25 protein-coding genes and 1 pseudogene are annotated in these 24,796 nt (G+C 52.4%); 16 read left to right on the top strand and 10 right to left on the bottom strand.

The window, feature by feature from the left end; all coding sequences use genetic code 11:
- Nucleotides 1–6: 6 nt before the first annotated feature.
- Nucleotides 7–909 carry an AraC family transcriptional regulator gene (locus KJS57_RS15800; RefSeq protein WP_213655536.1) on the bottom strand — a complete coding sequence of 301 codons (903 nt, stop codon included), beginning with the start codon at nt 907–909 and terminating at the stop codon, nt 7–9.
- 60 nt (nt 910–969) lie between these two features.
- On the bottom strand, nt 970–1,833 hold the full coding sequence (locus tag KJS57_RS15795) for an alpha/beta hydrolase (RefSeq protein WP_213655535.1): 864 nt from the start codon (nt 1,831–1,833) through the stop codon (nt 970–972).
- A gap of 373 nt (nt 1,834–2,206) precedes the next feature.
- On the opposite strand from KJS57_RS15795, the gene acpS reads away from it, so the two are divergent.
- Together acpS and mutY are read left to right on the top strand one after the other, a co-directional pair.
- A complete protein-coding gene (gene acpS, locus KJS57_RS15790; protein WP_211023712.1) occupies nt 2,207–2,596 on the top strand; it encodes a holo-ACP synthase in 390 nt (129 codons plus the stop codon).
- A gap of 214 nt (nt 2,597–2,810) precedes the next feature.
- Nucleotides 2,811–4,007, top strand: coding sequence for an A/G-specific adenine glycosylase (mutY, locus tag KJS57_RS15785; RefSeq protein WP_213655534.1), 1,197 nt, complete (start codon nt 2,811–2,813; stop codon nt 4,005–4,007).
- Nucleotides 4,008–4,113: 106 nt separating this feature from the next.
- On the opposite strand, the gene KJS57_RS15780 is transcribed toward mutY, so the two are convergent.
- Together KJS57_RS15780 and KJS57_RS15775 are read right to left on the bottom strand one after the other, a co-directional pair.
- Entirely contained in the window at nt 4,114–4,326 is a 213-nt protein-coding gene (locus KJS57_RS15780) for a hypothetical protein (protein WP_211023710.1), read from the bottom strand.
- 22 nt (nt 4,327–4,348) lie between these two features.
- Nucleotides 4,349–4,963 (bottom strand): superoxide dismutase, encoded by a 615-nt coding sequence (locus KJS57_RS15775; protein ID WP_213655533.1) that lies wholly within the window; start codon nt 4,961–4,963, stop codon nt 4,349–4,351.
- Between the two features lie 369 nt (nt 4,964–5,332).
- On the opposite strand from KJS57_RS15775, the gene KJS57_RS15770 reads away from it, so the two are divergent.
- From KJS57_RS15770 to folE, 7 genes and pseudogenes are all read left to right on the top strand, one after another.
- A complete protein-coding gene (locus KJS57_RS15770; protein WP_211023706.1) occupies nt 5,333–5,779 on the top strand; it encodes a GNAT family N-acetyltransferase in 447 nt (148 codons plus the stop codon).
- A 163-nt stretch (nt 5,780–5,942) separates the two neighbouring features.
- Complete coding sequence (lepB, locus tag KJS57_RS15765; RefSeq protein WP_213655628.1) at nt 5,943–6,527, top strand: signal peptidase I; 585 nt, start codon at nt 5,943–5,945, stop codon at nt 6,525–6,527.
- Between the two features lie 34 nt (nt 6,528–6,561).
- Nucleotides 6,562–7,005 carry a ribonuclease HI gene (gene rnhA / locus KJS57_RS15760; protein WP_213655532.1) on the top strand — a complete coding sequence of 148 codons (444 nt, stop codon included), beginning with the start codon at nt 6,562–6,564 and terminating at the stop codon, nt 7,003–7,005.
- A gap of 47 nt (nt 7,006–7,052) precedes the next feature.
- Nucleotides 7,053–8,234 (top strand): annotated as a pseudogene (gene queG, locus KJS57_RS15755) (tRNA epoxyqueuosine(34) reductase QueG); the annotation flags it as partial.
- Nucleotides 8,235–8,257: 23 nt separating this feature from the next.
- Nucleotides 8,258–9,295, top strand: a complete 1,038-nt coding sequence (locus tag KJS57_RS15750) for an HD-GYP domain-containing protein (protein WP_211023702.1) — start codon at nt 8,258–8,260, stop codon at nt 9,293–9,295.
- Nucleotides 9,296–9,388: 93 nt separating this feature from the next.
- Nucleotides 9,389–9,625 (top strand): YneF family protein, encoded by a 237-nt coding sequence (locus KJS57_RS15745; protein ID WP_211023700.1) that lies wholly within the window; start codon nt 9,389–9,391, stop codon nt 9,623–9,625.
- 49 nt (nt 9,626–9,674) lie between these two features.
- Nucleotides 9,675–10,268: a GTP cyclohydrolase I FolE gene (folE, locus tag KJS57_RS15740; RefSeq protein ID WP_211023698.1), complete on the top strand. Its 594-nt coding sequence runs from the start codon at nt 9,675–9,677 to the stop codon at nt 10,266–10,268.
- Between the two features lie 44 nt (nt 10,269–10,312).
- Here folE and KJS57_RS15735 read toward each other — a convergent pair whose 3' ends face one another.
- Both KJS57_RS15735 and KJS57_RS15730 read right to left on the bottom strand, forming a co-directional pair.
- On the bottom strand, nt 10,313–11,590 hold the full coding sequence (locus KJS57_RS15735; protein WP_213655531.1) for a Fe-Mn family superoxide dismutase: 1,278 nt from the start codon (nt 11,588–11,590) through the stop codon (nt 10,313–10,315).
- Nucleotides 11,591–11,682: 92 nt separating this feature from the next.
- Complete coding sequence (locus KJS57_RS15730) at nt 11,683–12,720, bottom strand: alpha/beta hydrolase (protein ID WP_213655530.1); 1,038 nt, start codon at nt 12,718–12,720, stop codon at nt 11,683–11,685.
- 291 nt (nt 12,721–13,011) lie between these two features.
- On the opposite strand from KJS57_RS15730, the gene KJS57_RS15725 reads away from it, so the two are divergent.
- The 4 genes from KJS57_RS15725 to KJS57_RS15710 all read left to right on the top strand — a co-directional run bounded on the left by KJS57_RS15725 (nt 13,012) and on the right by KJS57_RS15710 (nt 15,959).
- A complete protein-coding gene (locus KJS57_RS15725; RefSeq protein ID WP_211023692.1) occupies nt 13,012–13,758 on the top strand; it encodes an IclR family transcriptional regulator in 747 nt (248 codons plus the stop codon).
- A gap of 354 nt (nt 13,759–14,112) precedes the next feature.
- Nucleotides 14,113–14,442, top strand: a complete 330-nt coding sequence (locus KJS57_RS15720) for an ArsR/SmtB family transcription factor (RefSeq protein ID WP_213655529.1) — start codon at nt 14,113–14,115, stop codon at nt 14,440–14,442.
- Between the two features lie 136 nt (nt 14,443–14,578).
- Nucleotides 14,579–14,998, top strand: a complete 420-nt coding sequence (locus KJS57_RS15715) for an SRPBCC domain-containing protein (RefSeq protein WP_244861586.1) — start codon at nt 14,579–14,581, stop codon at nt 14,996–14,998.
- 142 nt (nt 14,999–15,140) lie between these two features.
- Entirely contained in the window at nt 15,141–15,959 is an 819-nt protein-coding gene (locus KJS57_RS15710; RefSeq protein ID WP_213655528.1) for an alpha/beta fold hydrolase, read from the top strand.
- 128 nt (nt 15,960–16,087) lie between these two features.
- Here KJS57_RS15710 and KJS57_RS15705 read toward each other — a convergent pair whose 3' ends face one another.
- From KJS57_RS15705 to KJS57_RS15695, 3 genes are read right to left on the bottom strand one after another with little or no spacing between them, the layout of a single operon-like run.
- Nucleotides 16,088–17,710: an alpha/beta hydrolase family protein gene (locus tag KJS57_RS15705; RefSeq protein ID WP_213655527.1), complete on the bottom strand. Its 1,623-nt coding sequence runs from the start codon at nt 17,708–17,710 to the stop codon at nt 16,088–16,090.
- A gap of 38 nt (nt 17,711–17,748) precedes the next feature.
- Nucleotides 17,749–18,849, bottom strand: a complete 1,101-nt coding sequence (locus tag KJS57_RS15700) for a DUF1648 domain-containing protein (protein WP_213655526.1) — start codon at nt 18,847–18,849, stop codon at nt 17,749–17,751.
- Between the two features lie 2 nt (nt 18,850–18,851).
- The gene (locus tag KJS57_RS15695; protein WP_211023682.1) at nt 18,852–19,247 is read right to left on the bottom strand and encodes a GntR family transcriptional regulator; all 396 of its coding nucleotides are present in this window, start codon (nt 19,245–19,247) and stop codon (nt 18,852–18,854) included.
- 107 nt (nt 19,248–19,354) lie between these two features.
- Between KJS57_RS15695 and KJS57_RS15690 the strand changes: the two genes are divergently transcribed.
- Together KJS57_RS15690 and KJS57_RS15685 are read left to right on the top strand one after the other, a co-directional pair.
- Nucleotides 19,355–19,777 (top strand): MarR family winged helix-turn-helix transcriptional regulator, encoded by a 423-nt coding sequence (locus KJS57_RS15690; RefSeq protein WP_213655525.1) that lies wholly within the window; start codon nt 19,355–19,357, stop codon nt 19,775–19,777.
- A gap of 93 nt (nt 19,778–19,870) precedes the next feature.
- A complete protein-coding gene (locus KJS57_RS15685) occupies nt 19,871–20,716 on the top strand; it encodes an alpha/beta fold hydrolase (RefSeq protein WP_213655524.1) in 846 nt (281 codons plus the stop codon).
- An 82-nt stretch (nt 20,717–20,798) separates the two neighbouring features.
- Here the strand turns inward: KJS57_RS15685 and acnA are convergent, their stop codons facing one another.
- Entirely contained in the window at nt 20,799–23,516 is a 2,718-nt protein-coding gene (gene acnA / locus KJS57_RS15680) for an aconitate hydratase AcnA (protein ID WP_213655523.1), read from the bottom strand.
- Between the two features lie 242 nt (nt 23,517–23,758).
- Between acnA and KJS57_RS15675 the strand changes: the two genes are divergently transcribed.
- The gene (locus KJS57_RS15675; RefSeq protein ID WP_213655522.1) at nt 23,759–24,763 is read left to right on the top strand and encodes an amidase domain-containing protein; all 1,005 of its coding nucleotides are present in this window, start codon (nt 23,759–23,761) and stop codon (nt 24,761–24,763) included.
- Nucleotides 24,764–24,796: the final 33 nt, after the last annotated feature.

Here is a 24,796-nt window from a genome sequence, read left to right as displayed (position 1 = left end):
TGTTCGTTATTGCTTGGTTGAGGGCTGAACAGGAATGTAGATATCCATCTGCTGGCCTTTGTCAGGCCAGCACCGCTGATCATACCATTCAAAGTCGGGAGCGTAAGCCTGTTCGTATCCGGAAGTGGGGAACCACTCGCTAAAAATCTTGTTCCAGGTTGACTGGATGGAGTCGGTGAAATCCGCTCGATCGGCCGGCGGGGTCGTAAAGATGGCGTAGGTCGCCTCCGGGATGGTGAGCTCCACCATTCCTTCCGGTACCTCGGTCTTGTCGTCGGTCTCAAAACCGATGATGTAGCGGAAAGTGCCGTCTTCGTCCATGGTAGTACAAACGCCGAGCTCTACCTCGGGACGTTTTTTGCCGGGCACATTGGCGCCCAATTGATCCCGTATGTAAGCTTGCCAGAAGGCCGGGATTTCCGTGTTGTTCTGTCCGTCCGTCGTGGTCGTTTGAATCGCGTATCCGATGATTCTCATTGCCGGACAAGTCTCAATCCGATATTCCATATGAAATTCTCCCCGTTCCAAATAGATTTGTTCATCGAATAGATCATGCGCCTCGAATCTGGCGACGAGAAAAGGGGGACGCCCCAGTCTGCGGCAGGCCGACGGTAAAATGCCGTACATTTTGCGGAAAGCTCTAGTAAAAGCCTCGTGGGAACCGAAGCCGCATTCCAGCGCAATGTCGATCACTTTCTTGTTGCTGAAGGCAAGCAGCTCCGCCGCTTTGGAGAGACGGCGTTTCCTGATGTACGAGGTAACCGTATCCCCGACCAGATGAAGAAAGGTACGATGGAAATGATACTCCGAATAATGCATTGCCTGAGACACCCCCTTCAGGGTCAAATCCTCATCAAGCCGCGATTCGATATACTCGATGCTTTGCTGAATGATTTCAACATGGTTCATGAACTTCCTCCAGACCGGTCTATGTGTTAAGTATAGGGGGTGAGGGAGCCGCTAGCTTGATCATTCTTGCTCTCCGGAATGGCGATGGGAAGAAGGCGCGTTTCCGGAAATCTTGGAAATGAAGGAGAGTGTGGCTTCAAGCGCCGCATGGAAAGGCTCCGTAAAACCTTGAAAAGGATGAACGGTTCCAAAGGTATGGTTGCCGCCCGGGATCTCTATCCAGGTGATGTCGGGCCGCAGGGAGACTAGTTCCGCGGAGCCCTTGCGCAAATGGGCGCCGTCTTCGGAGCCTTGGATCAGAATGACGGGGAAATCGGAGCCGCGGGCCATCCGCCCTAAAAGATCGAACCGTTCCCGCTGCCGGTCAAGATCGTCGAGGATTATTTTGTCGAGAGGCATTTGCTGTCCGGTCCGTCCGTTGACCACATAGCTGCGGCCGGTCCGGGTCATCTCTTCCTTCTGTTTGTCGCTGAGCAAGTCAAGGTTCGTGATCCCGTTCCACGAGATGACGCCCTGAACCTGGCCGGGATGGTCGAGCGCATGGATGAGGCAGACACCGGCACCCTTGCTATGGCCGAGCAGGAATAGGGGGAGTCCGGCATAACTTGGGTCAGACTGTAGGTAGGTAATAAGCTCGTCCAGATCGGTTAACTCCCGGTCATAGGTATTCACGGCGAATTTCTCAAGTTCGGTGAACTCCTCGGATTGGCTGCCGATGCCGTTATGGGAAAAATTGAAGGTGATGACTTCATGATGGCGGCTTAAATATTCCGCGGCATGCGGGAACATTCCCCAATCTTTAAATCCTTTATATCCATGGGCGATGACAATCAGGGCCGCCGGGCCCGCAGGCTCCTGGGCGGGAAAGCGGGAGCATCTTAACAGATGACCACCGTTTAAGGGGATTTGAAAATCGATAGGCATAAGCTTATATCTCCTTTCATATTTGGAGTTGCCGTTATGCTGCAGAATAGCTTCATTATAACATAGGGAGGGCGCCGGACTCGCGTCGTGGTGGCTTCCCTGTTACAATGGGAATGTAAGTTGGAAGCAATAGAACAGTCCTTTTAATTATGAATCTCTAAGTGTGAGTTCAAAAAGTCAGGTTTTCAGGACCAAGAAGGTTGGATGAAGTTAGGGACTGAGTAGCGGAGCGTACATGGGTACGAGAGCAACGGAAGGCCCGGCTGAATTCAAGATTTGACGTCGAATCCACTTCGTGATCTGCTTCGTCGTGGAAAAATGACTTTTTGAACAACCTCTATAAGGAAGCGTATTGAGGAAGAGGGGCAGCCTTTTGATATATGGTATCGGTCATGATGTGGTGGAAATCGGACGCATGCAACGCATGCTGGAGGGAAAAGCGGGGGACAAGCTGAAGCAGCGGGTATTGACGCCGGAAGAGCTGAAGCTTCCGGGATGCAGTGCGCGTCCTGCTGAGTTCCTGTCCGGGCGGTTTGCCGCCAAGGAAGCTTTAAGCAAGGCGTTTGGCTGCGGCATTGGCAGCAAGCTGGGCTTTGTCGATATGGAGATTTTACCTGATGGCCACGGCAAGCCGTATGTGTCGCTATCCGACGGAGCGTGGAATCGGTTAGGATTGTCCCCGGAGCAATACACTGTTCATCTGAGCATTACGCATGAACGCCAACTGGCTTCAGCCTTCGCGGTAGTGGAACGCTTGGATTGAAGCTAATTCATAGATAGATGAATTAAAAGAATGGGATGCAGGCAAGGGAGTAAAATGATTCCGAAGAAGTGGAGCGTTCGCCTTTGGTTCCGGATTTCTGCCTTCTCAGATTCTATAAATTCAAGAAATCTGGAACCAACAGCGATCGAAGGAACATTATACGTACTGGCCCCACATCCATTCAATGGATAGACTGAAATTTAAGGAGAAGAACATGCAGGACAATATAGACAGCAAAACATATTTCAGTACCGAGCTGCTGGAATGGTACGACCGTTCCAAAAGGGATTTGCCTTGGCGCAGACAGCGTGATCCGTATTTGATTTGGGTCTCGGAAATTATGCTTCAACAGACCCGGGTGGACACGGTCATTCCATATTTCCAGCGTTTTATCGGGCGCTTTCCTACACTGAAGGATTTGGCCGAAGCGCCCGAAGAGGATGTGCTCAAATGCTGGGAAGGGCTCGGCTATTATTCACGGGCCCGTAATTTGCAGGCGGCCGCTCGTCAGGTCATGGAGCGGCACGGCGGGGTTGTCCCCGCGAACAAGGCGGATGTGGCCGCGCTTAAGGGCGTCGGTCCTTATACGACCGGCGCGATCTTAAGCATCGCCTTCAATCAGCCCGAGCCGGCGGTGGACGGCAATGTCATGCGGGTGCTCTCCCGTTATTTCCTGATTCGGGACGATATTATGAAGACCGGCACCCGTACGCTGATGGAGGAGCTGGCCGCCGGACTAATTCCCCGGGGACGGGCCTCGGACTTTAACCAGGCGCTGATGGAGCTGGGTGCACTGGTATGCACGCCCAAATCGCCGCAATGCCTGGTATGCCCGGTTATGGCCCACTGTGCGGCCCGGATTGAGGGCGTGGAGGAGACGCTGCCGGTGAAGAGCAAGGCGAAGCCTCCGCGGCCGGAGTACCGGCTCGCCGCCCTCGTTGAGGGTGACGGGGAGCACGCCGGGCGCGTGCTCGTCCGCCGCCGGCCGGATACGGGGCTGCTCGCACGGATGTGGGAGCTGCCCCACATCCCCGCAGCCGCGATCGCCGGCGAAGGTGCCGGCCTGCCGGACGGGCCGGCCATGGATCGGCTCGCCGCCGAACTGGCCGCCGCGGGAGTGCCCGCCCAACCGGTGGAAGCGTTCATGGACGCGGAGCATACGTTCAGCCATATCCACTGGAATCTCCGCGTTTTCCGCTTCCATGAAGCGGCCGGGCATGCCGCTGCCGCAGGCTTACCGGGCCTCGGCCTTGCCGCTGCCGAAGCGGGGGCCGCATACGAAACAAGCGGCTCCGAGCTCGAAGAAGACTCGGCGGAATACCGCTGGATCAAACCGGAGGACATGGCGGCGCTTGCGTTTCCGAATGTATTTCTACGGATTTTGAAGCAATATTCCCCTCTATGGGGCTAAAGGTTAAAGTTAAAGTAGCTTGCAGCTTAACAAGGCAAAACAAAGGCCGGACGAGGGAAGTAATCCTTCGTCCGGCCTTTTTCGTTCTTTAGCGATTCAAACTTCCTCAGATCATGCGATTCTCCTGATCCTTCATATTATTCTGCTGGTCGGGTTCATGGTGCTTGTCCGGCGAAACCTGGCCATTGTCGACAGGGGTATCTCCGCTGACGCTGCGGGCAAAGTTCGTAAACTGCTGCTTCTGCTTGTCCGCCTCATGCTTGGCCTTAAGCATCTCCTGCGGATCGTTCGTCAAACCATGCTGCTTGTCCGTTGACATGGGAATCCCTCCTGGGGTGGTGTTATTTTGTTGCTGACTCGTAACGCTTGTTTACTTCGTCCCAATTAATGATGTTCCAAAAGGCCGAAATATAATCGGGACGTTTGTTTTGATATTTCAAGTAGTAGGCATGCTCCCAGACGTCCAACCCCAAAATGGGAGTCAGGCCCTCAGATAGCGGGTTGTCCTGATTCGGGGTACTGGTGATCGCAAGTTTTCCGTCCTTACCGACGACCAGCCAGGCCCATCCGCTGCCGAAGCGGGTAGTTGCCGCTTTTGTAAAATCCTCTTTAAATTTGTCGAATCCGCCCAATTCGCGATCGATGGCTTCGGCAACGGCTCCTGTGGGGGCTCCGCCGCCGCCCGGCCCGATGACCTGCCAGAACAAGGTATGGTTGGCATGGCCACCGCCATTGTTGCGAACCGCGGTGCGTATATTTTCAGGTACGCTGTTCAGGTCTGAAATCAACTCTTCCACGCTTTTGCTTTGCAGCTCCGGCGCCTGCTCAAGAGCGGCATTCAGATTGGTAACGTACGTATTATGGTGCCGGTCATGATGAATATTCATTGTCTGCTCGTCAATATGAGGTTCCAGCGCGTTTGCAGGATAGGGAAGGTCGGGCAATTCATGAGCCATGTTCGTTGTACCTCCAAGTTTTAATTTTAGTAATGGATTGTTTGTGGATCATTAAACTATTACCCTTTTCGGGGATGAGCTAACGAAATGTAAACCGGGGTTTAACAATCCTATTATTGGAAAATAGTCAGAAATTATGCATTTTCATTTCCAATATTAGAAAAATATTATAAAAAAATAAATGTAAACGCTTCATATAAAGCGCTTTCAGAAGAAAAATGGTGTATTCGGGAGATAATTATGGTTTAATGGACAAGAAAGCAGTTTTTTCTCGATTTTTGTCTGGATTCAATTATTCGGTTGATGTAAAAACGTCAGCCGTCCATTTTACATGAATCTATCATGTGTAGAGAAAAGGGAGATCATAGCATGCGTATTCGTTCCTTCCAATTGAGTGATGTTAATCAAGTGATGGAGCTTTTGCAGGTAGCCTTAATGGAGGATTGCTACGAAGACACGAAACGGGCTTTTGCCAGACAGCTGTCTTGGGACTCGGAATTGATTATGATAGCTGAGTCGGAGGATGGCGAAATTGTAGGTACGTTGATCGGAACGATCGACCAAAATACGGGGTTCATCTATCGTACCGTCGTTCATCCGGATTACCGCCGTCAAGGAGTAGGCAAAAATCTCGTAACTGCTATGGAACAGCGATTCGGGCAGTACAATATTCGCCAAATTATGATTGCCGGAGACCCGCACAACAAAGCGATTGCCCCGTTGTATGAAGCTATGGGCTACGGCGCAAGCAAATTTCTGGAGGCATTCCAGAAGCTTGGTATCGCTGCGGTAAGCTCGTTGTCTGGATCCAGATAAAGAAGGAATTATTCGATCTTGCTAATTTTTGCAGGACTTAAGCATATCTTCCGCCCGTTGCAAATGGGTGCAGGATATGCTTTTCTATTATTAGATCATTTTTAAAATGTTATTGATGAGGTGCTTCATGGAACCGATGACTTCTCCTCCGACCGAGGAGGATATGATAGAGAAGGAACAGGCGGGTAAAGCTTCCGCTGAGGAAACGGTACAGGCCAATAGAGGCTGGGCGACAGAGCTCTGGGATTTGCTCAAGACGGTGGCGATCGCATTCGTAATTATGCTGCTGCTGAATGTATTTGTGTTCAACCTGTCCATGGTAAAAGGGCAATCGATGGAACCGACGCTGGAGGAGCAGGAAAGACTGTTTGTAGACAAAATCGTTTACTGGTTTACGCCGCCTCACGCCGGCGATGTCGTGGTGCTCCGGGATCCGAGCACAGGCCCCGACAAAAAGCCGTTTCTAGTCAAGCGGGTGATTGCCGTGCCCGGACAAACGGTGGAAATCCGCGGCAGCGAGCTGCTGGTTGACGGACAGCCGCAGAGCGAGCCTTATACCGATACGGCGATTGAAGACAGCAACCTGGCACCGGTGACATTGGGAAAAGACGAATATTTCGTCATGGGGGATAATCGTCACGCCGGACAGAGCAAAGATAGTCGTTACTTCGGCAGCGTAAATAAGAAGGATATCGTGGGCCGGGCGGAATTCGTCTTTTGGCCGATTACCAAGATAAGAGGTTTGTAATACCAAAGAAAGAGAAAATGGTGGAGGTTATTTCGTGAAGGAAATTATGATTTATACGGACGGTGCCTGTTCGGGAAACCCGGGACCGGGAGGATGGGGCGCCGTGCTTCTGTATAACGGTCATCGAAAGGAACTGTCCGGCGGCGAGCCGATGACAACGAATAACCGGATGGAGATTCAGGCTGTCATTTCAGCGCTGAGTTCGCTTAAGGAGTCATGCAAGGTTAAGGTTTACAGCGACTCCGCCTATGTGGTCAATTGCTTTCAGCAAGGCTGGATTCACGGTTGGATGAAGAACGGCTGGAAGAACAGCAAGAAACAGCCCGTTGAGAATAAGGAGCTTTGGCAGGAATTGTGGCGGCTGATGGGAATTCATGAAGTGGAATATGTCAAAGTCAAAGGCCACAGCGACAATGAGCTTAACAATCATTGCGACCTGCTGGCGCGGGAAGCAATTAAACGTTTGTCCTCGAAATAACGGGAGAAAAAATCATCTTAGAATGACGCAAAAAGGAGGTTGTGACGATGGCGAAGGCCGAACAAAACTTGATGGCCAAAGACAGGGCGGCGGGCCGGTCCGTATGGGAAGAGCTAAAGCGGGAAATCAAGGAAGCCGCGCCGTCGCTCGGCATCGATGACATCGGGTTTGCTGCCGCAGACCCGTTTTTATCGTTGAAGTCCATTTTGCAGGACCGGCGGGATAAAGGATACGAATCCGGCTTTGAAGAACCGGATCTGGACAAGAGAATCTATCCCGAACTGTCACTGGAACAGCCGGCATCGCTTATATCTATTGCAGTCGCTTATCCGTCCAAAATGGAAAATCCGCCGAAGTCGGAGCCGGGGAGCCGCCGGGGAATTCTCGCCAGATCAGCATGGGGACTGGACTACCACCAGGTTCTCCGGGAGGCCATGGCGAAGCTCGAAGCGTTTATCGCCGAGCGCGTACCGGAGGCGCGTATTGAGAGCATGGTCGATACCGGGGCCTTATCGGACCGGGCGGTGGCCGAGCGTGCGGGGATCGGCTTTTCCGGAAAGAACTGTGCGATCATCTCGCCCAAATGGGGTTCTTGGATTTACCTTGGAGAATTGATCACGAGCATTCCCTTTCCTCCGGATACACCGGTGACAGAGGATTGCGGAGATTGTACGAAATGCCTGGATGCCTGCCCGACGGGGGCATTGGTCGGACCGGGACAATTGAATGCGCAGCGGTGCATTTCTTTTCTTACTCAGACCAAAGGATTTGTGGAAGAAGAATTCATGGTGAAAATCGGCAACCGGCTTTACGGCTGCGATACATGCCAGGTTGTTTGCCCTAAGAACAAAGGGAAGTCCTGGTATCATCGCCCCGAGCTGCAGCCCGATCCGGAAACGGTGAAGCCGCTCCTGCTGCCCATCCTTGACCTCAGCAACCGGGAATTTAAAGAACGATTCGGAAACAGCGCTGCTGCCTGGAGAGGTAAGAAGCCGATTCAACGAAATGCGGTAATCGCGCTCGGGAACTTCAAAGATCTGTCCTCCGTGCCGAAATTAATAGATATCATGGATAACGATCCCCGGCCGGTTTTGCGGGGAACCGCAGCTTGGGCTTTAAGCCGTATCGGAGGAGAAGAAGCGCTGGCGGCGGTGATAAAAGCTGCCGGAAGCGAGGCCGATCCGGAAGTGCTTGAACGGCTGGAGGCAGCCCGCGCCAAACTGGAAGAGATCGTTACCTAGGGGGATAAGACATGAGATTCATAAGCGTTGAGGATATCGAACCGGGTCAACTTTTAGGCAAGACGGTATATTCCGCGAACGGGACTGTGCTCCTTTCGGCGGGCATTCAGCTGACGGTCTATATGATCAATACGCTGAAACGGATCGGTGTTACGATGCTTTACATCAAGGATCCCGACTATGAAGATATCGAGATTGAAGATGTATTAAGCGAATCGACGAAACAGGCGGTATTCCGTGAAATGAGCGAGACGCTGGAAGCGGTCCGGTCGGGCAAGGAATGGAATCCACGTAAAATCAGCGCGTCCGTCGATCACCTGCTGGAGGATGTCCTCAATCATAAAGAGGTGATGGTCCAACTGACGGAGATTCGCACGGCCGACAATGCGGCATATCTGCATGCCGTCAATGTATGTCTCGTGTCCGCGATGATCGGGCTTAATCTGGGACTTAATTTTGGCCAATTGAAAGATCTGGCTATCGGAGCGCTTCTTCATGACATCGGGAAAAGCAAACCGCTGCCCGAGGATGCCGATCCGGAGGACTTGAAGCTGCACCACGCCTGGCGGGGGTTTGAAATTCTCAAGCATAAGCGGGAGTTTAACCTGCTCATCGCGCATACCGCCCTTCAGCATCATGAACGACTGAATGGGACAGGCTTGCCAAGGGGATTGAATAAGGAAGAGATACATCTGTTTCCCAAAATTGTGGCAGCGGCCAATATGTACGATAATCTCATCGGCGGCGGGGGGAGCGGAGGACAGCGTCCGATGCTGCCTCACGAGGCGTGCGAGCAACTGATGGCTTGCTCCGAACAAACGCTTGACCGCGACGTGCTGGTGGAGTTTACCCGTATCGTGTCGGTGTATCCGAATGGTACGGCGGTTCGGCTTTCGACCAAGGAGACGGGGGTTGTCGTCAGCCAGCATCGCGGTTTACCCGGACGTCCGTCCGTTAGAGTCATACGGGGCTCGGGAGAGGATATGGAAGTTAAAGAAGTGGATTTGGCGACGGAAACGACGGTGTTTATCGAAGCGGTTCTGGCTTGAATCGCATCTTCTTGAATGCTATGATATGTTGAGTGCGCTAGCTGTATAGCTTGGCGCCAGAAGATTGAGATTGATACAGGGGTGGCTTAAGCAATGGATATCGTAATTCCTATTATTACGTTAATCGTCGGTTTGGTCGGCGGCTTTGCAATCGGGGTCTTTTATTTGCGCAGACAACTGACGAAGATGCAGTCTGATCCGCAAATGCTGCAAAAGATGGCGAAGCAAATGGGGTATAATTTAAACGGCAAGCAAATGCAGAAAGCCCAGCAAATGATGAAGAACCAGGGTCAAATGCCTCCAGCAGGAGGAAAACGCAAGAAAAAGTAATGCCGCTGTATCATGGTGGCTGAATGAATCGAAAGGAGGAGGCGCTGAAATGGCTGGAGTAAAAGATTATGTCAACTCTCGAGTGGGAGACAACCGGGAACAGATTGAGCATCACGTGCGCGAGATTCTTAAGTTGGTCGGGGAAGATGTGGAGCGGGAAGGACTGCTCGAAACGCCGGCGAGGGTAACCCGGATGTACGAGGAAATCTTCGGCGGATATGAAGTCGATCCCCGGGACGTGCTTGGAGTTACGTTTGAAGAGAACCATGAGGAGCTCGTTATCGTAAAGGATATCGTATATTACAGCCAATGCGAGCACCATATGGCGCCTTTCTTCGGGAAAGTGCATATTGGATACATTCCGAGCGGGAAGATCGCCGGGCTCAGCAAGCTGGCTCGTCTGGTGGAAGCGGTAACCCGCCGTCTGCAGGTGCAGGAGCGTATTACGTCGCAAATCGCCGACATTATGGACGAGGTCCTCAAGCCTCAAGGCGTAATGGTTGTCGTTGAAGGAGAACACTTGTGCATGTGCGCCCGAGGTATCAAGAAGCCGGGAAGCAAGACGGTTACTTCGGCGGTTCGGGGAACCTTCCGTACGGAAGCTGCTTCGCGGGCGGAATTTCTGTCCTTGATTAAAGAGTAAGAAGTGCAATTGAATTTGAATAGATCGCACAAGAATGGCAGCCGTTAATACGGCTGCCATTTTAGTTGCTTCGCTTTTCCATACCGCTCCGCGACGGCCGGCCAATAGACGACGTTCCACCAGTCGCTGATATAATCCTTGCGATTGTTCTGATGCTTCAGATAATAAGCGTGTTCCCATACGTCCAGCGGGAGGAGAGGGACGACGTCCCATTGCGACAGGTTCTGATGTTTCTCCGCCGTGAGAATTTCCAGTCGATGGCTGCGCGGGCTCCAGACAAGGATGGCCCAGCCGCCGCCCTCGACCTTTTCCGCAGCGCTGGAGAATTGCTTATGAAAGGCGTCGTAGCTGCCGAAGTCGCGTTTGATCTGCTCCATCAGCTCGCCTTCAGGCTTTCCGCCGCCTTGGGGGTTCATGATATCCCAGAAGATCGTATGCAGGTAATGGCCCGCGCCATTGAAGGCAAGCTCCCGCTCCCAATGTTTGACTAGATCGAAATTACCGGATTTACGGGCGTCCTGAAGTTTTTTCTCCGCTTTATTTAAATCGTCCACATAGGTTTTATGATGCTTGTCGTGATGGATGCGCATCGTTGTTTCATCGATGTAGGGCTCAAGCGCATTGTAAGGATAGGGCAACGGAGGGAGCGTGTGGCCGCCAATTGGGACGGGACGGCTGTTGATCAGGGCTTGCTCCGATTCCGTCTCACTCTTCGGATCCTTGTCGTTCCGGTCAAATTGCTGAACCTGGGCGAGAGAGATAGTGGCCGTGGGTTGGTGACTGGCCGAAGGAATATCATCTTGCTGTGCGGAACCGTAAATGACGGCAGCCTGCTCCTGTTCCGGCCGGTAAGGGCCAAGGAACGGGTGAGCGTCGGCCATGCTGCTCGCGATTTGTCCCGGACGATTGAGCGTTTCCAGCACGCCGAGGAAATATTCCGACTCACGGATGATATGAAGCAGGACGGTTTTCGCAAGGGGGACGGACTTAGCGGCAGCGCTCTGGTCGAGAATGATATACAGCTGGCGGATAAATTCCTGGGATTGCCGGAACGATGCTCCCAGTATTCTTTCGGTCTCCTTGATCAGCCAGGGGTCGCAGGCTGCTTCTTTGGAGGAAACGCCGAATTGGAGCAACTGATCTGCCGCCTGCTGGGTAGAGGCAAATACCTGCTTCCATTCGTCCAGCAGTTTAACGAAGTTCGGCTCCAAACCGGGAACAATCGCTTTGATGACATCGGTATGTTCGGTCTCCTGTTCTTTCCAGAAACGAATCTCTTCCAAAATGCGGACAGGCAAATAAGGCCCGTAAACAAACAGCATCGGGTTAAACCTCCTCGGAATGTATCGTTGTGTACATTGTATTCCGGGGACGGCCTGGCCTATGCCATTCGAAACGGGCCTTTGTGCTTGGGTTAGTCAGCGTCTTTTTCAGCCGGTTGGTCTTGAGTCCGATCCTCATGCTGGGACTGTCCTACCCGGCTAAGAAAGGTGGAAACGATACGCAAGTATTCCTTGGGATGCTCGCGGAAAATAAGCTCATGATGGGATCCCTCCACGATCCAGACGCCGGAAGCGGGATTCGTCTGGTTTTCCGCCAGTTTTTCGGCAATCGGGTAAGGAGCCTTCTCATCCTCCGTCCCGTGAATAAAGTAAATCGGGAAGGGGTAGTCCTTGGATTTGACCTCGGGATACGGAATCTGCCGCAAGCTCGTACCGTTCAGCACGGGCAACAGCATTCCGATAATCTCAAGTGAAGGATGGCGCGGGAGATCGATATGCTGGCGAATGTTATGATACATCGTATCCGGCTCAAGCAGAAAAGTGCTGTCAAGGATCATTCCGTCGATATCCTTGCTAGTCAAGGCGGCTTGCAGTGCGGTGCCTGCCCCCATGGAAAAGCCCCAGACGATGATCTCCTGACTTCCCCGCTGTTTGGCGAACTGGATGGCACCGAGCAGCTGCTGGGCTTCTTTCTTGCCTCCTGTGGCGACCTCTTTGCTGTTTTGCGCGGCGAATCCGTAATCGAACATCACTACATTAAAGTTCAGCCGGTGAGCGTAGTGAGCGAGGTCGTACATCGGAATCCAGGTTTCCTCGCGATTGGCTCCGTAGCCGTGGCTGAAAACGATCGTTTGGTTCGAGTCGGCGGCCGGAATATACCAGCCATGCATGACTCTGCTGCCGTCGGCGGCAGGGAAGACGATATCCTCGTACTCCAGGTTCTTGGATAGCTTCGGATTGGAATAGATCGGGGCTACCGTAGGATTGGACAATACCCAGGCGATATATCCATGCAGAGAAACGAAGCAGAAGAGCAGGAAAAACAGAACCGATAACATCAAGGCCACAATAATATGCTTGAAGCTGATGCGCCTGATTTCAAGAGCGGGTATTTCTTTCTCCTTAAGACCTCCGGACAGGGGAAGATCGTTCCGGTTGCTTTGGCTCATGATTCCCCCTCCTTATAAATATCTGATAATAATATATGTTCCTTAAAGCCGGGCTTCCCTTACGAACAGAAAAGTTCAAATTTAATATTTCATATATAACCGGATGACAAGAATATAATCGGAATATGTCGAAACGAGACGAATCCTATAAAATTATCGTATGATGAGGCGTCCTTTATGTCAATGCAAGGGTATAATTGGCTGTGATTCATTGACGGAACCCTGTCCCTGTCTTTATAATTTATGTAACCGCGTTTCATGCAGTGAAACTTAAGGAGGGGTGGTTTCCTGATGGAAGATCGGAAACTTACTGTACGCGCCGTAGAGAGGGCGCTTGATATATTAATGTGTTTTACGAAGGACAGCGATCTGGGCCTGACCGAGATTGCGGGTGAAATTGGGCTTCATAAGAGTACGGTGCACCGTTTGCTGACTACGTTGGAGGAGAAGGGGTTCGTCATCCGCAACTCGGCGACGGAGAAATACCGTCTCGGTTTGAAAATATGGGAGCTTTCGGCCCATTTGTCCCAAAATGATGATCCGGCCATCCTGCTGCTGCCGCAAATGGAACAGCTTCGCGACCGGCTCGGAGAAACGGTAAGCCTGTATTTGCGCGATGGAACGGACCGGCTGCGCATTCAGGCGGTACAGAGCAACCAGGCGATCCGTCGGGTCGCGCAGGTCGGTGCAAGGCTGCCCCTGTACGTCGGAGCATCCAGCAAAGTGCTGGTTGCCTATGCGGAGGAGGCGATCGTCCGCGCCGTGCTGGAGAGCGCCGACTGGCCGGCGGCGGTGGACCGGCCCGCATATGTCGCCCAGCTACAGGAGATCCGCAAGCTCGGCTACGCTACGAGCTATGAGGAACGGGAGCCCGGCGCGGCGGCGGTAGCGGCCCCGATCTTTGACCGGACCGGGAAAGTCGCCGCGGCCCTTTCCGTCTCCGGACCGGTCAGCCGACTGTCGCCCCAGACGCTGGAGGACTTCGCCCCGGTCTTGATCGAAACGGCCCGGGAAATGGGCATGATGATTCATACTTAAAGAGGTTGTTCAAAAAGTCATCTTTCCATGACGAAGCAGATCATGAAGTGGATCCGACGTCGAATCTTGAATTCAGCCGGGCCTTCCGTTGCTCACGTACCCTATGAGCAAATGCTTACGGAGTCGTTTTCTACGAAAACGTTTAGCTCCGCTACTCAGTCCCTAGCTTCATCCGACCTAAAGCGTTTTGTAAAAACGCACTTCGAAAGCATACGCTTGGTCCTGAAAACCTGACTTTTTGAACACGAACTTAAACTAATAAGCAGGCTGTTGATCCGAGGTTGGGATCAGCGGTCTTCTTTTTATGTATTATATACATTGACATGTATATACGTTTAAGTGTATATTGTGGACATGAATACTTTAGCCTTGCAAACAACCTTGTTCACCATTGCAGAGCCTAACCGGTTTAACATAGTGGAGCTATTGAAGCTTGGACCACGTTCGGTTAGCGACATCGTAGAAGAACTAAAACTTGGCCAACCTCAGGTATCCCGGCATTTGCGCATTTTAAGCGAAGCGGGACTGGTAGGTGTCCGTCGTAAGGCGCAGCAACGCATTTACAGTCTTGAGGCACAACCGTTTCAAGAATTGGACGCCTGGCTCAATTCATTCAGCCGTTTATGGGAAGATCGACTTGACAGCTTTGAAGATTACTTGATTCAAATCCAAGGAGAGGAGTAAGCGAGTAATTACATTTTCATTTCGATTTCGTTTAACGACCAGATCGATCGGGTAAGGAGGGCTCCTCATCAGGAAAAAAACAAAGGTCACCAAAGATTTGGATAGGCGGGAGCTTATCATTGAACGCACTGTTGCCGTGAAACGTGAGCTTGCCTGGCTAGGATGGACCAAGCCGGAGCATATTGTGCACTGGTGGGGGCCCGGAAATTTTACGGCAACCGTCTATGAAATGGATGTGAGACCCGGCGGCATTTGGCGGTACAGCCTGGCACCGGTCGACGGCAAAGGCGATGAAGCGTATTGCAAAGCTACATATTGCGAGGTAAGCGAGCCATACCGGCTCTATTATATCGATTCGTTTACGGATCGGGATTGGAATGTCGCCGAAGGGAGCGAAATGCCGACGATCATTGCTTTCGAAGAGATTGCCGGAGGAACGAAGCTTACCATAACTACCCGGTTCCAAGAGGTAAAACAACTGGAGTCCGCCGAGGCCATGGGCATGATAGAGGGATATAAGGAGACGCTCACCCGGCTCGAAAATCACTTTATATAGAGGTTGTTCAAAAAGTCATCTTTTGATCACGAAGTGATTCAGGTTGCATACCCGGCATCGAATCTTGAACCTTCTCGGTGCTAAAAAGTCGCCTTTTTGAACACGCATTAATATTAAACATTTCTAGGGAGGAAGATGAAGCATGGAATTGATTCAGTCGAAGAATAGCGTAATTTCGAAAGATGGCACGAAGATTGCCTTTGTTAAGCAGGGCGAAGGTCCCGCACTTATTCTGGTGGCCGCTGCGACCGCAGATCATACAGATGCCGAACAATTGGCAGCCCGGCTTGCCGGACAATTTACCGTGTACAATTTTGACCGCCGGGGACGCGGCGGCAGCAATGAAGCTTCACCCTATGCGATAGACCGGGAAGTGGAAGATATCCATGCGTTGATCAAAGAAGCCGGCGGTAGCGCGTTTCTCTTCGGAAGCTCTTCCGGAGCGGTCTTGGCCCTGGAAGCGGCAAGCAAATTAGGGAGCGGCGTGAATAAACTCTTTTTATACGAGCCTCCGTTCATTGTAGATGAGAGCCGTCCTCCGGTCTCGCCGGAATATGTGAATACTTTAAACCGCCTGGTGGCCGAGGATGATCGAAGCGGTGCCGTGGAATATTTTATGACCGAAGCGGTAGGCGTGCCTGGCGAATATATCGAGTTTATGAAGGCGGACCCGTCTTGGGACAAAATGAGCTCCATGGCTCATACACTGGCTTATGACGGGCAAATTATGGGCAGTACTCAATCCGGACGCCCTTTGCCGGCCGACCGTTGGAAGGTCAGCATTCCGGTAAGCGTTACCTCCGGCGAAAATTCGCCCCCTTTCCTCCACGAAGCGGCAAAAGCGCTGGCGGATCTGCTGGAACAGGGAGAGCACCGGACACTTGATGGCCAGGACCATTCTGCGGTGATGATGGCGCCGGAAGCTTTGGCGGCTGAAATAGGAAGATACTTCCTCGGCTAAGACTTCGATCGACTTCAATCACAAATGTACTCTCATATAGACAACAAACAAGCCCTCATTCTGAGGGCTTGTTTGTTTAAGTCAGCACCAGCACCATCATCAGTGCCAGCGCGTCATATCCTTTAAGATTATTTAGTCTTTTTCACCCAGGCAGCGATATCGTCAACGATCGATTTAGATACGTTGGAAGGCTGGTAGTATTCCGAACCGATTGAGATTCCGTCATACTCGGCCAACAGATGGTTGACCTTTGGATAGGACTTGTATTCTACGTCGGTGCGGTCCTTCAGCGCTTGCTTCCAACCGTCAAGCTGGCTTAATGGAACCTGCCAGTCATTCTCTCCCTGGAGAATAAGGAGTGGGCCGGTCTGCTTCTTGGCCACTTCGGAAGGGACATAATTCTTTTGCTCATACCACCAGTAGGCCGGAGGCATCGGGAAATTCGCAGGCATGTTGTCGACTGTGTATTTCGGGTCGTTTACCATATCGGCGACCGCCGTATATTGAGCGGCTTGCTGCTCGAAAAGCGTAGCGTCGAGGCCGCTTTGTTTTACGCGGGACACCAGTTCCTTCTGCTGCAGCGCCAGGATGTCGGCAAATTTGCCGCTCGGGCCGGAGAGCAGAATTGCACCGGCAATATCGTCGTTCTTGTCGGCATCGATCATCATCGGTACCGCGAACGCGCCTTGGCTATGACCGGCCACAAAAATCTTGGAAGCATCGATTTTGGCGTTGTTCTTCAACAGCTTCACGGCCGCCAACGCGTCATCCACCGTTTCCCGCTTCAGCGTAAACTTCGGATCGGCCGATACCTTCATGGAATGCTCATACGTTACTTTGTCGTAGCGCAGCACGGCGATACCCTGCGAAGCAAGTCCCGCGGCGAGATCGCGAAACACCTTGGCACTGCCGATGGATGAGTCGCGGTCATGCGGCCCGGAGCCGTGAACGAGGACGACGGCAGGGAAGGAGCCGTCCCCTTTTGGCAAAGTGAGCGTGCCCGGAAGAGCCATGGACCCTTCGCCTACGGTGATTTCCTGCTCGGTGTATGCGTCGGAATTGTCGTAAGCCGGTTTTTGATACAGGGATGGTGTGACGGTATTGGCAAAGAAATCATCGATTTGTCCCTGAGCGTTCATTCTTAAGGTCACAAGGAACGGAGTGTTAGCCGCTTGGAATGTATAGGTCACATTGCGGTGAACCGAATTGGTTGCTTCGGTTTTTACGGCTTGACCGGACACTTTTCCAAAAATACTTTCATAGTTGGACCAGAGCTTGCCGAGCACATCCGCCGACAGAAGAACAGCTGCTTCCGGGCCTACATAAGCCGCGGCTTCGGTTCCGTTCCCGGCCTTCAACAAGTCCATGAAGTCATCGGCCGGGTCGGCCGGAGTTTCGGCAGTCGGAAATATTTTATTCATAAAAGCGGGTTCGATCAGTGTCTGCCCGGATACGATTCTAACGGAGTTGTTTAAAGTAACGGTTTGGCCGTCCAGCAAAGCTTCTTTCTTATTGGGTTGAAGAACCAGGACATGGGCGCCCTTTTTGACCGTGATTGTTTGTTTATTCTGATCCCAATGTACCGTTGCTCCAAGTCCGGTTGCCGTCTCCCGTAAGGGGGCAAGAGCGGTTCCGCTTTGGGAAACGGGTGCCGGGGAAGCGGCGAGAGCCGACGCTGCAGGAAGCGTAAGGCTTAGAGCCAGGGTAACGGTGGCGGCTGCTTTTAACGTGTTTTTCCTGTTTTTAGACATTAGAAATCCCTCCAGAATCTAGAATATATGAATTTGGTTTAGCCCGAGAAAACAAGGGATGCCACAATGGCAATCGCAACGCCCGCGAGGACGATCCAACCGGCCGGATGGGCGAAATTCATCGTCCAGCCGATGCCTGCTCTTTTTTCCACGAATATCGAAGGGTCCTGAGGATTGAAATAAATGCTGCCGAGCTTCCAATGGCTGTCGTCATCCACAGGCTGTACCTTGGAGCCTGCCGGTCTGCGGCTGATCCGGCTGCCGCCCTGACCCGTATTGAAGGAGAGCGTGACGGCGAACAGCACGACGAATGCGGGAATGGCGATGCTGACGGACAGAATCACACCCGTATCCATCGGATGCAGCATATTCAGTTGGATAAAAGAGAGCAACAATACCATCGCAAGACCGGACACAATGGTGAACATCGACCATCTGCGGCGGAACAAGGTGTTCTGCCGAATGGACCGCTCCGGATCCCCGGCATAGATTTGCTGTTTGCTTCTCAAAATGCTCCAGTTAATGAACAGGAAGATCAGGGTCATCACGATCTGCATCAAGTTAGGAGAAAGCACGGTCCAATAAGACTTGGCTGCGCTGTTGATGACCTCGCCTTGGAAGTCGAACTTCATCGCGATGGTGGACGGAATTTTATCGTAATTCACCAGCACGATCAGGGTGCTGGCCGCAATGACCGCGGCATGGATAAGGAACCAGTAGTTGGACAGGATCAATTTGTTTCGGCGGAAGCCCGTATCCACAGCGAGAACGGATTTAGCCGCGGGCGCCGATGGAAGGGATGACCGAAGTTTTTTCATTTTAAAGTGAAATATCAGATTTAATGCGATGGAGGCAGCGACCATGATCGAGATGTAAATTCCGAGGGCCGTATTTTGCTCCAAGCCGTCCTTCGATTGAACCGAGCTGTAAATGCAGAGAATGAATAGAATGGCATTTATGGTCAGGCTGATCGATGCGTAGGTCTTGCGCAGCCGGCGCAGCGGTTCGCTGCGGTAGTTATCCTCGCTGACGGAGACCCCGAAGCTGACGGTTTCTCTGGTGAGATAAGGCATGAACGCCATGGATATCATCACCGGCAGAAACATCAGGATAAGCAGCAGGGCGGATAGCATTTGCATGGTTATTTCTCCTCTCTGTATTCCGTAATCTCTTTGTAGAGGCTTTCCACAACGTCAAGCATCTGTTCTTTGCCCATACCCCTGCAGATCGCTTCAGCAATGATGGGCCGCAGTTCGCTGCGCTGTTTATCGGCAAATGACTCGGTAACCGGAGGCATCCCATCCGGGTGAACGACAACCCCTCGCTGGCGGTGAACCTGAATATAGCCCTCCTGCTTGAGCAGCGTATATGCCTTGTTGACCGTGTGCAGGTTTACTCCGATATCGGAGGCCAGGCTGCGCACCGAGGGCAACGGTTCGCCGAGCTGAAGCCGCCCGCTTGCGATGCCTTCGATGATCTGGTTGACCAGCTGCGTATAGATGGGGACCTCTGATTGCAAATCAAGCTCAATAATCAAGAGAACCCTCCTTTTTTTTGTTCTAACTGTTATACATTGAATATAACAGATGGAACTGTATATGTAAAGTCCTTGATCTTCATTCGGTGAATTATTAATATGGGGGTATGATAGAACATAATGCCGCTTCCATGATTAGTAAAATAAGAGATGCTGTAAATAAGAAGATCATAGCCGAACTGGAACAGAATGGCGTTGTGGACATTGTCCCCTCGCACGGCGATATTCTTTCTTTGCTTTTTCATTCCTACGGAATGCCGATCAGCGCATTGGCCGAGAAAATTAACCGCACTCAGCCAACGGTAACGGTTTTGGTCAGAAAACTGGAACAGTTGGGGTACGTGGAAAGGAGAAGAGACGAGCAAGACAAGCGGGTGATTTTAATCAGTCTGACCGAGAAGGGAGAGCAACTGGGGCCAACGTTCCGGGCGGTTTCAAATCAACTGAATGAGGCCATCTACGGCGGCTTAACCCTGGATGAACAAGCACAATTGGAAGATATGTTAAAACGAATTCTCAAAAGGCTATGACCTTTTTTGGCTTTATATATAGACATCTATATATTTTTCGGAATAAAATAAAGCATAGACGTCTATGTATAATTTACGAGGAGAGTGCTTATTATGGAATGCGTTCTGGATTCGCTTACGATCGACTATGAAGTTCATGGTTCCGGATATCCGGTACTGCTCATCCACGGATTCGGATGCGATCGGCGGTTGATGATCGGCTGTATGGAGCCTGTGTTTAAAAACCGGCCAGGCTGGCAACGGATTTACCTTGATTTGCCCGGTATGGGGAGGACGAAGGGGGCAGAATGGATTCAAAGTACGGACGAAATACTAACCCTTGTAGAACAGTTCGTGGATAAAGTCTTTGCCGGTCAACGGTTTGTGCTGGCAGGAGAGTCTTATGGAGGGTATTTGTCCAGAGCGTTGCTGTCCAAAAGGCCGGATCAAATCGACGGAATGCTCTTAATATGTCCTACGGCAGGGATTGCGCTGCATGATGCGCCACCGTCTAACACGGTTTATAAGGACAAAACTGTACTTGCCCGGCTGGAGAACGAACCTGGGATCTCTGAATTCCTCGAAATTCAGGTAGTACAGGATGAGTATAACTGGGAGCGGTTCAAAGCTGAAATTTTTAGCGGGCTTCGGGCGGGTGATCAAGAATTTCTGAATCGAATTTCTCTACGGTATGATTTGACCGGGAATGAGGATATGCCTCGGGAACCGTATATGAAACCGGTACTTATTCTGACAGGAAGACAGGATCATGTCGTCGGGTACAAAAACCAGTGGGAATATGCCCAGCAATATCCGCATGCCAGCTTTGTAATGCTGGATCGGGCCGGACATAACCTGCAAATCGAGCAGCATGATCTATTCCAGGCCTTGGCTAGCGAATGGCTCGACCGAGTAATGGAATGTCGAGGCCGGGACGAGCATGTGATGAGGGCTGAATGAGGTTCAGATACAATCCAATAGATAAGGCTGCCCTGTTTCATGGAAACAGGGCAGCCTTGGTTTATATATGCAGTTGCAGTTATCAGTTGTTTTCCGCGATCATTTGCCGCAGAACGGTTTGCAGAATGCCGCCGTTGTGGTAGTAGTCCACGTCGACCATGCTGTCGAGACGGGCGGTTACCGGGAATTCGAATTGCGTTCCGTCCGTACGGGTAGCGATAACGGTCAATTGTTGGCCCGGCTTCACATCGTTGCTCAAGCCAACGATATCAAACGTTTCGGTGCCATCAATGCCGAGCGTCTGCCAGCCGTGGCCTTCCTGGAATTGCAGAGGCAGTACGCCCATGCCGACCAGGTTGCTGCGGTGAATCCGTTCGAAGCTTTCCGCGATGACGGCTTTGACTCCCAGCAAGTAGGTGCCTTTGGCCGCCCAGTCACGGGAACTGCCTGTGCCGTATTCTTTACCGGCAATGACAACCAGATTTTGGCCGTCCGCCTGGTAGTTCATCGATGCATCATAGATCGACATCAGCGTATCCGTAGGCAGGTGTTTCGTTACGCCGCCTTCCGTGCCAGGGGCAACCTGGTTGCGGATACGGATATTTGCGAACGTGCCGCGCATCATGACTTCATGGTTACCCCGGCGCGAACCATAGGAGTTGAAGTCTTTGCGGGCGACACCGCGGTCGCTCAGGTAAATGCCTGCAGGGCTGGTCGGCGAAATGTTGCCGGCCGGCGAAATGTGGTCGGTCGTGACCGAATCGCCAAGCAGGGCAAGCACGCGGGCGCTGCGGATATCGGCGATGTCCGAGAGACCGTCGCTGATCTTTTCAAAGAACGGCGGATTCTGGATGTAAGTGGATTTCTCGTCCCACTCGTACAGCTCGCCTTCCGGAACCGGAATGGAGTTCCAACGCTCGTTCTGGGTAAATACGTTCTCGTACTTGGCACGGAACATTTCCGGGCTGACGGACAGGCCGATCGCTTCTTTGATTTCCGCGGAAGTAGGCCAGATGTCTTTCAGGTATACCGGCTGATCGTTCTGGTCATAGCCCAGCGGGTCATTTTGCAGATCGATGTTGACGGTACCTGCCAGCGCATACGCTACAACAAGCGGCGGGGAAGCCAGGTAGTTCGCCTTAACCTGAGCGTGCACGCGGCCTTCGAAGTTCCGGTTACCGGACAGTACGGCGGCAACGGTCATATCGTTCTCGGCGATCGCCGCGCTGACTTCGTCAGGGAGAGGTCCCGAGTTCCCGATGCAAGTGGCGCAGCCATAGCCCGCAACGTGGAATCCGAGCGCTTCAAGCGGCTCGATGAGTCCGGCTTTAACCAGGTATTCGGTAACGACCAGGGAGCCCGGGGTTAAGCTGCTCTTCACATAGCCCGGTTTCTTGAGGCCGCGTTCAACGGCCTTCTTGGCCAGCAGGCCCGCTCCCAGCATAACGCTCGGATTCGAGGTGTTCGTACAGCTCGTAATTGCGGCGATCACGACCGCGCCTGTGGTCAGTACGCTAGTATCGCCGTTCGTATGCTTCACCGGCACCTTTTGCTCGATTTTCTCGTCGCTCAGTCCGTAACCACCTTTATCGACCGGAGTACGGATGATGCCGTTGAAGCTATCCTTCATATCGGTCAGTTCGATCCGGTCCTGAGGACGTTTCGGCCCTGCAAGGCTCGGTACGACGGAAGCGAGATCCAGCTCGATGAGATCGGTAAATTCAGGATCTTCCGTTTGGCTTGTGCGGAACATGCCCTGTGCTTTGTAATAAGCCTCGACGAGCGCGATTTGCTCCTCGGAACGACCCGTGCTGCGCATATAGGCCAGCGTCTCTTGGTCGACAGGGAAGTAGCCGACGGTTGCACCGTATTCAGGAGCCATATTGGCTACTGTAGCACGATCCGCAAGGCTGATGTTGGCAAGGCCCGGTCCGTAGAATTCGACGAACTTGCCGACCACGCCTTTTTTACGCAGCATTTGTGTTACTGTAAGCGCCAGGTCGGTCGCCGTAGCGCCTTCACTCAGGCTGCCGGTCAGCTTGAAGCCGATGACTTCAGGCGCAACGAAATACAGCGGCTGTCCCAGCATGCCGGCTTCGGCTTCAATCCCGCCGACGCCCCAGCCTACGACACCCAGACCGTTGATCATCGTCGTATGGGAATCCGTACCTACGAGGGAATCCGGGAATACGACCGTTTCGCCGTCAATCTGCTTAGTGGCGGCTACGGAAGCGAGGTATTCCAGGTTGACCTGGTGCACGATCCCGGTAGCCGGAGGTACGGCGCGGAAGTTGTTGAACGCGGTTTGCGCCCACCGCAGGAAGCGGTAGCGTTCTTCGTTGCGTTCGAATTCCACGTTCATGTTATATTCGAGAGCGTCCGGAGTTCCGAAAGCATCTACCATAACGGAGTGGTCGATAACGAGATCGACGGGAACCAGCGGATTGATCTGTTTCGGATCTCCGCCCGCTTTCTTAACGGTGTCGCGCATCGCGGCCAGATCGACTACGACCGGAACACCCGTAAAGTCCTGAAGCACGATCCGTGCAGGAATAAACGGAATTTCCTTGTTCTCGTCCCGGCCCTCGCTCCAGCCGGCGATTTGTTTCACATGTTCTTCGGTAATGGCTCTTCCGTCAAACTGGCGGACGGCGGCTTCGAGCAAAACTTTAATGGAAAACGGCAATTTGCTTACTTTCCCCAGCCCTTGCTGTTCCAAAGCCAGCAGGTCATAGTAGCGATAGCTCTTGCCACCGACTTCGAGCGTACGGCTGCTGGAGAATAAATCGTTCTTTGACATGAATGAACCTCCTTGTTTCACTAGATGAAACACAATTTCAAAAACTCACTATATTAAGTATACCGTTCTCCCTTCGGCGAGTAAAGAACTTTTTGTACTCATTTGACCGGGAATTGATGCGTATTGCCGCGGGTGAATAGGCTTACAAGGCTTGTCCGGGAAGAACGTATAGTACATACTCGGTCAGGCGGGTTCATATAAATCTCATAATGGGTACGGATGTGGAATAAGGAGGTCTAACGATGGCGGAAGAATGGAAAAAGGCGTTATCTCTTTATGTGAACGAATACAACCAGGATGAGGTGGATTATCGGGCTCGGACGGAAAACACCATGATCACCGACCTTGAATATTTGATGCATCGCAGCTTGCATAAGCGGAAGCTGGAAGAATGGTACAAGGAACGCGGGGCTGTCCCGCTTCGCAGTGAAACCCGGGCTCGTCTTTTGCGGGAAATTGAGAACCGTGAGGGCGAGATGGAAGTGGAAATGCTCCTCGCGCAAAAAATGGACTACGAAAAGGGGGGCGCCCGCCACCGGGAGGAGCGTATTAACAAGCAGCGTCTGACGCTTCAGCGGGACGGCGAAGGATGGAGCATCACCCGCGTCATTCAGCCAGTCCCTGAACGAAGTCCCCGGGCGGCGTTGCCGGCAGGCTTTGGAACGGACGGCTCCGGCGGAAGGGCGCGTGCGGCCAGACCGTTTTTGAACCGGGAAGTACTTGGCGGGGGCGGACTCCGAAGCGTGCCTTACCTGAGGGAAGACGCCGTTTTATATGCGGACCGTTGGTGGGACGGATTCAATCCGGAATTCGCCGCCTTTGAGGTGGATTGCACCAACTATATCTCCCAGAGCCTCTTTGCAGGCGGAGCCCCAATAAACTATACTGGAAAAAGAGAATCGGGCTGGTGGTACAAGGGATATGTCGGCGACAAAGAGGCCTGGAGTTACAGCTGGTCGGTTGCCAATGCCCTGGAGCGCTTTTTGGGGGGCAGTGAATCCGGATTGCGCGCCGAGCTCGTCGACCGGCCGGAGCAACTGCAGCTTGGGGATGTCATCATCTATGATTGGGACGGAAACGGAGCCTATCAGCACAGCACGATCGTAACCGCGTTCGACGCGGGCGGTATGCCTCTGGTAAACGCCCACACCGTGCCAAGCAAGCACAGGTACTGGGATTACCGGGATTCGTATGCATGGACCGAGAATACCGTGTACCGGTTTTTCCATATTTCGGACCGGTTCTGACCATACTAAGGGGAACTTTGGTTTTTTGGCCCC

It is taken from the genome of Paenibacillus vini (assembly GCF_018403325.1).
Taxonomy (GTDB): Bacteria; Bacillota; Bacilli; order Paenibacillales; family Paenibacillaceae; genus Fontibacillus; species Fontibacillus vini.
Note: the sequence above shows the minus strand (reverse complement) of the source record. Positions and strands in the feature narration are given on the sequence as shown.